Consider the following 11,186-nt stretch of genomic DNA (forward strand, 5'->3'; position numbering starts at 1 on the left):
GGGAGGCGGCGGAGGTGGTGAACTGGAGGGCCGACGGAACACCGGCGTTCGAGCTGGCCGACGTGGTCGTGCGCCATGGCCGGGTGACCGCCGTCCACGGGGTGTCGATGGCCTCTCCCCCGGGCCGGATCACGGCGCTGCTCGGGCCCAACGGCGCGGGCAAGTCCAGTCTGCTGGGCGTGTTGTCGACGGCCGCGCGGCCCGACGCCGGGACGGTACGGATCTTCGGGCACGACGTGCGCGAGGCGCCGATGGCCGCGCGCCGCCGCCTGGGGCTGGTGTTCCAGGAGCGGACGCTGGACAAGGAGCTGTCGGTGGAGCGCAACCTCTGGTTCCACGCGCGGCTGTTCGGGATGCGGCGGGCGGACGCGCGGGAGCGGATCGCGCTGCTGCTGGACCTGTTCGAGCTGGCGGACCGGCGCCGCCAGCCGGTGGAGGAGCTGTCGGGCGGGCTGGCCCGGCGGGTGGAGATCGCCCGCGCCCTGCTGCACCGGCCCGGTCTGATCGTCCTGGACGAGCCGACCAACGGCCTGGACCCGGCCGCGCGCGCGACCGTCTGGGCGGACCTGCTGCGGCTGCGCACCGAGCTGGGCGTGACGGTGCTGTTCGCGACGCACTACATGGACGAGGCGGAGTACGCCGACGAGATCGTCATCCTGCGCGGCGGCCGGGTCGTGCGGCGCGGCGGGGTGGCGGAGCTGAAGGGCGCGCTGGAGGCGTCGCGGATCGTGGTGAGCTGCGCGGACGAGGAGGCGGCGGTGCGGCAGTTGCGGGCGGCGGGCTTCGAGGCGCTGGTCGAGCCGGGCGGGGTGGCGGTGCACTGCCCCGATCCGGAGGCGCGGATCGCGGCGGTGGTGCGGGCCCTGGACGTGCCCGGTCTGACCGTGTCCGTGCGCCATCCGTCCATGAACGACGTGTACGTGGCGGCGGCGGGGAGCGCGTCATGAGCGCCGCGACCACGGCCGCGCCTGCGCGGGTGACCTCCGTCAGGCCCTCGCTCGCCGCCATCGGGGTCATCGCCCACCGCGATCTGCTGCGGCAGGTGAAGCGGCCGGGGGTGCTGTTCAGCCAGGCCGTGCAGATCCTGTTCTTCGTGCTGGTGTACGCGGTCGGCTTTGACGGCATGATCGGCTCGGTCGACGCGGTGGGCGCCGCGCCCGTGCCGTTCAGCGCGTACGTCTTCCCGGGGATCGTCGCCATCCAGGTCGTCTCCATCGGGGTGGCGTCGGGGCAGTCGTACGCGTGGGACCGGGAGTTCGGGGTGTTGCGCGAGCTGCTGGTGGCGCCGGTGCCCCGCGTGTGCCTGCCGTTGGGGAAGGTGGTGGCGGGGGCCGGGACGGTGACCGCGCAGAGCGTGCTGATGCTGGCGTTCGCGCCGCTGATGGGCGTGGAGCTGACGGCCGGCCGGTTCGTGGCGGCGGTGGGGTGTTACGCGCTGGCGGCGACCGTGTTCAGCGTCATCGGGCTGTGCCTGGCGACCGTGATCACGCGGATGCAGACGCTCCAGGCGACGGTGCAGCTGGCCATGTTCCCGATGCTGTTCCTGTCGGGCTCGGTCTTCAGCGCCGAGGACGCGCCGCGGTGGCTGGCGTGGCTGATGTACGCCAACCCGATGACGTACGCCGTCGATCTGGCCCGGCAGACGCTGCTGGGCGGGGGCGGGCTGCTGCCGTGGTGGGCGGATCTGGGGGTGCTGGGCGGGATCCTGGTGGCGGTGCTGGCGCTGCTGCGGGTACGGAGCGGGCGGTGAGAACAGGAGTGGAGGTGCGGGTGGGACCGGCGGACCGGCGGGTGCTCGCGGGGGCGCTGCGCTGGGTGGAGGCGAACCTGGAGTGGTTCGCGCCGGGCCGGTGGGAGGAGTTCCTGCCGCGGCGGCCCTTCCGGCCGGGCCCGCTGCTGGAGTTGCTGGGCCTGGTGCGGGTGCTGGACCGGGCGGGGGTGGTGGCGAGGGACGCGCCGCTCGCGCGCCGGGCGCTGGACCTGGCGGAGGAGGCCGTCACGGAGGCGGAGTTCGGGCGGGGGCTGCGCCGCGGTGACGAGCTGTTCCCGTACCACCTCAACCTGGTGGCGCTGCTGGAGGTGCTGGGCCGGCCGCAGCCGGGGCCGCGCGCGGTGTGCGAGGAACTGCTGGCGGCGGACGCCGGGGGCCACTGCCGCGCGTACAAGCCGGTGCTGGGGCGGCTGGAGCTGCGGTACTTCGCCGACCGCGGCGGCTTCACGGCTCCGGCGCGGCTGCCGGACCTGGGGACGCTGTACCGGCGCAGCGTCGCGGCGCTCGACCCGGACGTGCTCCAGCTGACGGCGAGCGAGACGTACGCCCTGACGCACGCGCTGTTCTACGCCACGGACTTCGGCCACCGCCGGGACCTGCTGGGCGGGGCCGGGGAGGTGGCGCGGCTGCGCGGGACGGTGCGGGTGCTGCTGGGCGCGCAGCTGGTGCGCGGCGGGCTGGACCTGCTGGCGGAGCTGCTGCTGTGCGACACCGCGCTCACCGGGGCGTACGGGTGTGACGCGCTGGTGTACGACGCGTGGGCCGCGCTGGCGGGGGCGGCCCGGCCGGACGGCGCGGTGCCGAGCCCGGTGCACCGCCCGGAGGTGCTCGCCGGACTGGACGGCGACAAGGCGGCGGCGTACGTCTTCGGGACCTGCTACCACACGACGCTGGCCGCGGCGCTGGCCGCCGCCGTCCGTGCCGGGCCCGTCGCGGCCGAGCGGCCGCCGGGGTGCCCGCCGCTGCCGGGGGCGGACGCGGCGGGGATCGGCCGCTGGGCGCGCGGGGTGCCGGGGGCCGGCCCCGAGGTGTGGGCACCGCTGCTGGCGGCCGGTGTCCAGGCGCGGGACACGGAGGTCGTGGCCGCCGTGCTGGGCGCGGCCCGGCGCGCCGGACACGGTGACGATCCGCTGGTGGGTGCGGCGGCGGCGCTGTTGTCGGCGTGGGCCGGACCTTGAGGTGGCCGAAATCGGTCATTCCGCAGGCCGGTCGCGTGCGGGTGCGTGCCGGGGGTAGCACCTGCGCGACATCGCCTCAGCGCGTCTGGCTCCGCCGAAAGGATCAGCACCGTGACCTCACGCCGCCGTACCCACCGAAGACGCGTCGTCGCCTTCGCCGTCGCGCTGGCCGCGGCCGCCGGGACCTCGCTCGCGTTACCGCCGCAGAGCGCGGTCGCCGCTCCCCCGAACTACACCGGGGACCCGGTGCACTACTGGAACGACGTGCTGCTGCAGCTCATGCGCACGCGCGGCGGCGCCCCCGGTCCGCTGGCCCGCGCCGCCGCGATGCTGAACGCCGCGATGTACGACGCGGAGAGCTCGTACCGCCTGCGCTGGCACCGGATGACCTCGGAGCCGTACCTCGGCGCCTCGAACTACGCGGCCTGGAACGAGGGCCCGGGCGAGGAGGAGCGGGTGGTGGGGCGCACCGCCTACAACGTCCTGCTGGACCTCTTCCCGGAGCAGAAGGCGTACCTGAACAGCAGGTTCACGCAGCGGTTCGGGACGCAGCCGACCGACTTCGACCTGCTGGACACCACCGTGGTCAACCAGATGGTGACCCAGATGCGCAACGCCCGCGCCGGTGACAAGGCCGACGACCAGCGGGTGTACACGGCGGAAGGGGTGCCCGGCGCGTGGCGGCCGACGAGCTACCCCGATCTTCCCGACCCGGGCTGCGACCAGGCGAGCGAGGCGGCCACGCCGCGCTGGGGCGAGGTGAAGCCGTTCGCGCTCACCTCCGGCGCGCAGTTCCGGCCGCCGACGCCGGGCATGTACGGCACGTACGAGAAGATGCTGGCGAGCCCCGCCTACAAGAGCCAGGTCGATACGGTGCGGCGGCTGGGCGCGGCGAACTCGGCGGAGCGGACGGCCGATCAAACGGCGATCGCCTGGTTCTGGGCGAACGACCTTGACGGTACGTACAAGCCGCCGGGGCAGCTGCTCCAGCACACCAAGGAGGTCGCGCAGGCGCGCGGCCTGAACACGTACCAGAACGCGCGGCTGTTCGCGTTGGTGTCGATCGCCATGGCCGACGCGGCGATCGCCGAGTGGGACGTGAAGTACCTGACGCCGATCGACCTGTGGCGGCCGGTGTCCGCGATCCGGGACGGGGGCCTCGACCCGGCGTGGAAGCCGCTGTCGGCGAACCGGGCGGGGGTGAACACCACGCCGTGCTTCCCCGCGTGGGCGTCGGGGCACGCGGCGTTCGCGGGCGCGTGGGCCGGGATCATGCAGCGCTTCTTCGACGGTGACGGGGTGAGTTTCAGCCTGACGACCGAGGACCCGCACGCCCCCGTGCGGACGCGGTCGTACACCAGTTTCAGCCAGGCGGCGCGTGAGAACGCCGACAGTCGCGTGTACCTGGGCGTCCACTACCCGTGGGACGCGACGGACGGGCTGAAGCTCGGCGAGGACGTCGCCGCGCACGTCTTCACCACGAAGCTGCGGGCGATCCCGTCCTGACGGCGCGCCGGCGGGGGTGGTCGCCGATCATCCCTCGCCGGCGGTACGGCCGCGGCCCTGGCCCTGGCCGTGGCCCTGGCCGTGGAGGAAGCGGCGCAGCCTGCCCAGCGGCCAGGTGTTGATGACGTCGTCCTTGGTGAGCCAGCCGCGCTGTGCCGTGCCGATGCCGTAGCGCAGGTAGGGCAGGTGGGTGACGGCGTGGGCGTCGGAGTCGACGGCGAACTTCACGCCGTACCGCTTCGCCCGCAGGATGTCCTCGTCGCAGAGGTCGAGGCGATTGGGGTGGGCGTTGATCTCCAGGGCGGTGCCGGTGCGGGCGCAGGCCGCGAAGACCGCGTCGAAGTCGGCGTCGATGGGCGGGCGTCTGCCGAGCTGCCGGGTGGTGGGGTGGCCGATGACGGCGATGTGGGGGTTCTCGCAGGCGCGGACGAGACGGCGGGTCTGGGCCTGGCGGCCGAGGGTGAAGTGGGAGTGGACGGAGGCCACGCACAGGTCGAAGCCGGCGAGGAAGTCGTCGGGCCAGTCGACGGTGCCGTCGGGGCCGATGTTGAGTTCGGTGCCGTGCAGGAGGCGCATCCCGTGGTGGGCGCGGTCGAGTGCGCGTACGCGGTCGCGCTGGGCGAGGATCTTCTCCTTGGTCATGCGCTGCATGGCGAGGTCGGGGGCGTGGTCGGTGACCGCGTAGTAGGCGTAGCCGCGTTCGGCGGCCGCGGCGACCATGTCCTCCAGCGGGGCGAGACCGTCGGTGAGGTCGGTGTGGGTGTGCAGGTCGCCCTTGATGTCGCGTTCCTCGACGAGGTCGGGGAGGTCGCCGCGCAGTCCGGCGGCGATCTCGCCGCGGTCCTCGCGCAGGGTCGGCGGGATCCAGGGCAGGCCGAGGCGGGCGTAGACGTCCTCCTCCGTCTCGGAGGCGATCTTCTCGCCGCTCCCGGCGTCGAAGAGCCCGTACTCGGAGAGCTTGAGCTTGTGGCGCACGGCGATCTCGCGGGTGCGGATGTTGTGGGCCTTGCTCCCGGTGAAGTACTGCAGGCCCGCGCCCCAGGAGTCGGGCGGCAGGACGCGGACGTCGATCTGGAGGCCCTTGGTGGTGCGGAGGGAGGTCTTCTTCTCGCCGTGGGCGAGGATCTCGGCGGTGTACGGGAGGCTCGCGAGGGCCTCCATGAACGGCGCCGACCGCTCGGCCGCCACCAGGACGTCGATGTCGCCGATGGTCTCGCGCATGCGGCGCAGTGACCCGGCGTAGCAGCATCCGGCACAGCCGGTGACGCGGGACAGCTCGGAGACGAGCTGTTCGGCGGTGTCCATGGCGGAGTCGAGGAGGATGCGGTCGCCGGCCTTCTGCATCAGGGCGATGCCGTGGAGGATGTTCTCCTCGGTCTTCTCGCCGAAGCCCTTCAGGTCGCGCAGCCGCTCCTGGTGGAGGGCGTCGAGCAGCTGGTCGACGGAGGAGACGCCCAGCTCCTCGTAGAGGACCAGGGCTTTCCTGGGGCCGAGCCCGGGGATGGTGATCAGCTCGCGGACGCCGGCGGGGATGGCCTCGCGGCGCTCCTCGACGGCGGAGACGTGGCCGGAGGCGAGGTACTCGGTGATCTTGTCGGCGATGGACTTGCCGACGTTGGGGATCTCGCGGAGCTGCTGGGCGTCGAGCGTGGAGACGTCGCGGTGGTACCCGCCGACGGCGCGGGCGGCCTTCTCGTAGGCGCGTGCCTTGAAGGCGTCGCCTCCGGTGATCGCGATGAGGTCGGCGTACTCCTGGAGCAGCGCCTGGACCTCGTCGTTGGCTCGGACCATGACTCCAGGATGCGACGCCCGGCCCGGTCAGGCGAGGGGGGAGCCGGCAGGTGCCGCGGACCTGCCGCCGTGGACGACGGCCTGGTAGTAGATCCAGGCGACGCCCTGGCAACGGGTGCGGAGCGTGCCGGAGTACGTCGCGCAGACGCGGTTCATGTCGGCGTGGAAGGCGTTGTCGAGGCGGGGCTTGTTGGCCGGGAAGGCGCCGGCCGCCTTGTAGTTGCGGTAGCCGAAGTCATGGCGGGCGCAGGCGTCCTTGAACGGGAAGCCGAGCGGGTTCTCGGGCGCGCCGGAGCAGTAGTCGGTCGTCCAGTCGAAGGCGTACGCGCTCCAGGCGGCCTGGTTCCTGCGGGCGGCGTCCCAGGCCTGGTAGCTGCTCAGCGCGGGCTGGGTCCAGGCGGCGAGCACCCGCGGTTTGTCGGCGGGGACCGCCACCGCGTCGGTGGCGGGCAGGAGGGCGGCGGGGACGGCGAGGGCGACCGCGGCGAGCGGTCCGGCGAGCGGTCTGGCGGCGGGACTGTTGAGGCGACGGCGCATGGGGGCTCCGAGTGGGGGGAGCGGGCCCGGAGGTATCCGGCTGAGGTGAGCTTCACCGCCGCCTGCCAACGCTGAACCGGCCTGGCGAGTTGACGCCACGTCAGCGCCCGCGCGCCGTCGGGGTACGCGTCCGGCCCCCGCCGCCAGAGGGTCTGGGGCGGGGGCCGGGGGTGGAGGGGTCAGATGACGCCCTGGGCGAGCATGGCGTCGGCGACCTGCTCGAAGGCGGCGATGTTGGCGCCCGCCACGTAGTCGCCGGGGCGGCCGTGGCGCTCCGCCGTCTCGTACGCGGTGTCGTGGATGCGCCGCATCACCCGGGTCAGCTCGTCCTCGACGCGCGCCGCGGGCCACGCCTCGCGGGAGGCGTTCTGGCGCATCTCCAGGGCGCTGGTGGCGACGCCGCCCGCGTTGGCCGCCTTGGCGGGGCCGAAGGCGACGCCCGCGTCGCGCAGGACGCGCACGGCCTCGGGCGTGGTGGGCATGTTGGCGCCCTCGGAGACGGCCTTGACGCCGTTGCGGACCAGCGTCAGGGCGTCCCGTTCGGTGAGTTCGTTCTGGGTCGCGGAGGGCAGCGCCACGTCGGCGGGCACGTCCCAGACGCTGCCGCCGGCCACGTACCGGGCCGAGGCGCCGCGACGGGCCGCGTAGTCGCTGACGCGGCCGCGCTCGACCTCCTTGACCTGCTTGAGCAGGTCGAGGTCGATGCCCTTGTCGTCCACGACGTACCCGCCGGAGTCCGACACGGTGCGCACCACCGCGCCCAGGGCCTGTGCCTTCTCCACCGTGTAGAGGGCCACGTTGCCGGAGCCGGACACGGTGACCTGCTGGCCGGCCAGGTCCTCGCCGCGCTTGCGCAGCATCTCGGCGGTGAACAGCACGTTGCCGTAGCCGGTGGCCTCGGTGCGGATCAGCGAGCCGCCCCAGCCGGTGCCCTTGCCGGTGAGGACGCCGCCCTCCCACCGGTTGGTGATGCGCCGGTACTGGCCGAAGAGGTAGCCGATCTCGCGGCCTCCGACGCCGATGTCGCCGGCGGGCACGTCGGTGTGCTCCCCGAGGTGGCGGTGGAGCTCCGTCATGAACGCCTGGCAGAACCGCATGACCTCGGCGTCCGACCGGCCGCGCGGGTCGAAGTCGCTGCCGCCCTTGCCGCCGCCGATGCCCAGGCCGGTGAGGGCGTTCTTGAAGATCTGCTCGAAGCCGAGGAACTTGACGATGCCGAGGTTGACGGAGGGGTGGAAGCGCAGGCCGCCCTTGTAGGGGCCGAGGGCGCTGTTGAACTCCACCCGGAAGCCCCGGTTCACCTGGATGCCGCCCCGGTCGTCCTGCCAGGTCACGCGGAAGACGAGCTGCCGCTCCGGCTCCGCCAGCCGCTCGACCAGCCGGGCCTCCCGCAGCTCGGGGCGGGCGGCCACGACGGGCGCGAGCGTCTCCAGCACCTCCCGTACGGCCTGGTGGAACTCCGGCTCGCCGGGGTTGCGGCGGAGGATGTCCGCTTCGACGGACTCGAGCCAGGCGGTCGTGGCCTGGAGGGCGGTTGCGGTCGATGGCATGGGCGGGGCTCCTGTGGTGGGACGGGGACGGAGGGGTACGGCGGGTGCGGCGCGGGTCTCGGCAGGGGTACGGGGCGCCGGACGGAACGGTTCAGACGGCGAAGGACGCCATCCAGAGGGGTGACACGGCCGGGTCGGCGCCCGGAGCGCCGCCGGTGTGGAGCAGTTCGGCGTGCAGGCGCCGGAGTTCCGGGGACGGCTCCAGGCCGAGTTCGGTGTCGAGTATGCGGTAGAGGTCGAGGTACGCCTCCAGGGCCTCGGCGCGGCGGCCGGCCCGGTGCAGCGCGGAGATCAGCCGGCCGTGGAACCACTCGTTGAGGGGGTAGTCGTGGACCAGGGCGCGCAGTTCGGGGATGACCTCGCGGAGGCGGCCGAGCCGGTCCTCCGCCTCGATGCGCAGTTCGAGGGCGCGGATGCGCAGTTCGCTCAGGTAGACGATGCGCCCTTCGAGGACCTTGCCGGCGGGGACGTTGGACAGGACGGGGCCGCGCCACAGGGTGAGCGCCGCGCACAGGTCGTGGGCGGCCGCCTCGGGCCGGCCGTCCTCCAGGGCCGCGCGGGCACCGGTGACGAGCCGTTCGAAGACGGTGATGTCCACGTCGTCCGGGTCGACCTCCAGCGCGTAGCCCGGCGGGCGGGTGACGAGCGGCTGGTCCCCGCGCGAGCCGAGGCGGTGCTCGTTGAGCATGCGCCTGGCCTGGTGGACGTACGTCTGCACGGTGGCGGGCGCGCTGCGGGGCGGGCAGTCGCCCCACAGTTCCCGGATGAGGGAGTCGACCGGGACCAGTTCGCCGGGCCGGGTGAGGAGCAGGGCGAGGGTCTGGCACACCTTGGGGGTGGTGGGGAGGTGGACGCTGCCGTCGTCGGCGATGATCTCGAACGGACCGATGAGGTTGAACCGCACGTCTCATGCTCCTGTCCTGGCGCGCTGCCCCGTGGTGGTGGATCCGGACGCCCGTACGAACCGGGCGTCCGTTTCCGATTGTTCGCCGGGGTGCCCACTGCGGACCCATCAGAGGGGAACAGGGCCGCCCGTCGATGTGGCCTGCCGTACGAGGGCGTCGCGCACGATGCCGGCCACGTCGGCGGTGCGCTGGTCGAGGTAGAAGTGCCCGCCCGTCAGCACCTTCACCTGTGCGGGCGCCGTCGTGTGGGCGCACCAGCCGACGGCGGCGTCGACGGGCACCACCGGGTCGCGGTCGCCGACGAGGACGGTCAGCGGCGTGTCGAGCGGCGGGCCGGGGCGCCAGGTGTAGGTGCCGATGGCCCGGTAGTCGGCGCGGAGCGGGGGCATCACCATCTCCAGCACGTCGGGGTCGTCGAACACGGCGCCGACCGTGCCGCCGAGGCGGCGGATCATCGCGAGGATCTTCTCGTCGGTGTCGAGCCGGTCGGTGTCGTCGCCCTGCGGGGTGGGCGCGAACCGGCCGGACAGGAACAGGTGGCAGGGCCCGGGCACGCCGCGCCGTTCCAGTTCCCTGGCGAGTTCGTAGGCGAGGACGGCGCCCATGCTGTGGCCGAAGAACGCGTACGGGCGGGGCGCGTCCGCCGCGGCCGCGCCGGGGGCGAGTTCGCGCTCCACCTCGCCGGCGAGGGCCTGGACGAGGCGGCCGATGTCGTCGACGGGCGGCTCCGCGCGGCGGTCCTGCCGGCCGGGGTACTGGACGGCCAGGACGTCGAGGTCCGGGGTCAGTTCCCGCTGGAGGCCGAGGTACGCGCTGGCGGCACCACCGGCGTGCGGGAAGCAGACGAGGCGTACCCCGCCACCGGGCGCCTCCGCGCCGAATCGCCGGAACCAGTCGCTGGCCATATCGTGCTCCCCTCACCGCTCTGTCACTCGCCCGGATGAGGGCTCACCCGGGGAGACCTGGGCAAGCCTCCGGTACAGCGCTTGTGCGTCACATGAGATCGGCCGGCGGCAGACCGCGGAGTGACCACATGATGAGCGGGGCATGACCGGTACGACGGTTTCCGCTTAGCTGGGCGGCGATTTGTACGCATCGAACCACGGGGTTCCAGCCAGGTTACCGTCGAACTAACAAACCGCCTGCGCGGTTTCCTACACTGGCTTTTCGCGCCCCTTTCAGCCCGACCACTGTGACCACGGAGCACGACATGACGAAACAGGAGCGGGCGGCCCGTACGCGCCAAGCGCTGATTCGTTCCGCCGCCGAGGTGTTCGACCAGGAGGGATTCGCCCCGTCCTCCCTCACGTCGATCAGCCGCCGCGCAGGTGTGAGCAACGGTGCACTGCACTTCCACTTCGTCAACAAGGGCGCCTTGGCGGAGGAGGTCGAAGTCGAGGCGATGGCGGTCCTGCGCGGCATCGCCGCCCCCTGGAGCGAGCACGGGGACGTGGGCGGCGGCCTGCAGACCCTGGTGGACACCTCGCACGCCCTCGTGGCGCGGCTCCGGCTGGACGTGATCCTGCGGGCCGGCTTCGGGCTGAGCGCGGACGCCACCTGGAAGAGCCGCTCGGACCTGCGGCAGTACTGGGTGGACTGGGTGGACGAGGGCCTGTCCCTCGCGGCCCGCCGGGGCGCGCTCGCCGACGGCGTGCGGCCCGAGGACGCCACGACGGTCGTCGCCGCGGCCACCGTCGGCCTGGAGGCGCTGGGCCGGACGGACCCGCGCTGGTGGGACCGGCACACGTCCACCGGCCTGTGGCGGCTGCTCCTGCCGCGGCTGGCGTCGGAGCAACTGGCGGACCGGGTACGGGCGGACGGCGGCGAGGGGCCGCCGGTCCCGGAGCCCGTCTGAGGCCCGCCGGGCCCCTCACCACAGCAGCGGGGGGGGGGGGAGGGGGCGGGGGGGGAGGAGGGGTGTTTGGGTTTGGGGTTAGCCGTCGTTCGG

Annotated in this window: 10 protein-coding genes; 5 read left to right on the top strand and 5 right to left on the bottom strand. The window is 73.5% G+C overall.

Going from position 1 to position 11,186, the window contains the following annotated elements; genetic code table 11:
- Positions 1-14: 14 nt before the first annotated feature.
- The 4 genes from AC07FJ_RS32220 to AC07FJ_RS32235 all read left to right on the top strand — a co-directional run bounded on the left by AC07FJ_RS32220 (position 15) and on the right by AC07FJ_RS32235 (position 4,455).
- On the top strand, positions 15-947 hold the full coding sequence (locus tag AC07FJ_RS32220; RefSeq protein ID WP_479052741.1) for an ABC transporter ATP-binding protein: 933 nt from the start codon (positions 15-17) through the stop codon (positions 945-947).
- Positions 944-1,750 (top strand): ABC transporter permease, encoded by an 807-nt coding sequence (locus AC07FJ_RS32225; RefSeq protein ID WP_479052742.1) that lies wholly within the window; start codon positions 944-946, stop codon positions 1,748-1,750. Before AC07FJ_RS32220 ends, AC07FJ_RS32225 begins: the two co-directional genes overlap by 4 nt.
- Positions 1,747-2,949 (top strand): DUF6895 family protein, encoded by a 1,203-nt coding sequence (locus tag AC07FJ_RS32230; protein ID WP_479052743.1) that lies wholly within the window; start codon positions 1,747-1,749, stop codon positions 2,947-2,949. Before AC07FJ_RS32225 ends, AC07FJ_RS32230 begins: the two co-directional genes overlap by 4 nt.
- Before the next feature lie 111 nt (positions 2,950-3,060).
- On the top strand, positions 3,061-4,455 hold the full coding sequence (locus tag AC07FJ_RS32235) for a vanadium-dependent haloperoxidase (RefSeq protein ID WP_479052744.1): 1,395 nt from the start codon (positions 3,061-3,063) through the stop codon (positions 4,453-4,455).
- Between the two features lie 27 nt (positions 4,456-4,482).
- Here the strand turns inward: AC07FJ_RS32235 and polX are convergent, their stop codons facing one another.
- The 5 genes from polX to AC07FJ_RS32260 form a co-directional block, all read right to left on the bottom strand.
- Positions 4,483-6,246, bottom strand: a complete 1,764-nt coding sequence (gene polX / locus AC07FJ_RS32240; protein ID WP_479052745.1) for a DNA polymerase/3'-5' exonuclease PolX — start codon at positions 6,244-6,246, stop codon at positions 4,483-4,485.
- Positions 6,247-6,273: 27 nt separating this feature from the next.
- Positions 6,274-6,783 carry a phospholipase gene (locus AC07FJ_RS32245; protein ID WP_479052746.1) on the bottom strand — a complete coding sequence of 170 codons (510 nt, stop codon included), beginning with the start codon at positions 6,781-6,783 and terminating at the stop codon, positions 6,274-6,276.
- Between the two features lie 179 nt (positions 6,784-6,962).
- On the bottom strand, positions 6,963-8,333 hold the full coding sequence (gdhA, locus tag AC07FJ_RS32250; RefSeq protein ID WP_479052747.1) for an NADP-specific glutamate dehydrogenase: 1,371 nt from the start codon (positions 8,331-8,333) through the stop codon (positions 6,963-6,965).
- A gap of 91 nt (positions 8,334-8,424) precedes the next feature.
- Positions 8,425-9,237 (bottom strand): AfsR/SARP family transcriptional regulator, encoded by an 813-nt coding sequence (locus AC07FJ_RS32255; RefSeq protein ID WP_479052748.1) that lies wholly within the window; start codon positions 9,235-9,237, stop codon positions 8,425-8,427.
- A 108-nt stretch (positions 9,238-9,345) separates the two neighbouring features.
- Positions 9,346-10,143, bottom strand: coding sequence for a thioesterase II family protein (locus AC07FJ_RS32260; protein WP_479052749.1), 798 nt, complete (start codon positions 10,141-10,143; stop codon positions 9,346-9,348).
- Between the two features lie 305 nt (positions 10,144-10,448).
- Between AC07FJ_RS32260 and AC07FJ_RS32265 the strand changes: the two genes are divergently transcribed.
- Entirely contained in the window at positions 10,449-11,093 is a 645-nt protein-coding gene (locus AC07FJ_RS32265) for a ScbR family autoregulator-binding transcription factor (protein WP_479052750.1), read from the top strand.
- The last annotated feature ends 93 nt before the right edge of the window (positions 11,094-11,186 follow it).

This window comes from Streptomyces sp. NPDC045998, from assembly GCF_056430285.1.

Coding starts and splice junctions, on each gene's coding strand:
- gdhA (WP_479052747.1), bottom strand. CDS start 8,333: ATGCCATCGACCGCAACCGCCCTCCAGGCCACGACCGCCTGGCTCGAG.
- AC07FJ_RS32265 (WP_479052750.1), top strand. CDS start 10,449: ATGACGAAACAGGAGCGGGCGGCCCGTACGCGCCAAGCGCTGATTCGT.
- AC07FJ_RS32245 (WP_479052746.1), bottom strand. CDS start 6,783: ATGCGCCGTCGCCTCAACAGTCCCGCCGCCAGACCGCTCGCCGGACCG.
- AC07FJ_RS32260 (WP_479052749.1), bottom strand. CDS start 10,143: ATGGCCAGCGACTGGTTCCGGCGATTCGGCGCGGAGGCGCCCGGTGGC.
- AC07FJ_RS32225 (WP_479052742.1), top strand. CDS start 944: ATGAGCGCCGCGACCACGGCCGCGCCTGCGCGGGTGACCTCCGTCAGG.
- polX (WP_479052745.1), bottom strand. CDS start 6,246: ATGGTCCGAGCCAACGACGAGGTCCAGGCGCTGCTCCAGGAGTACGCC.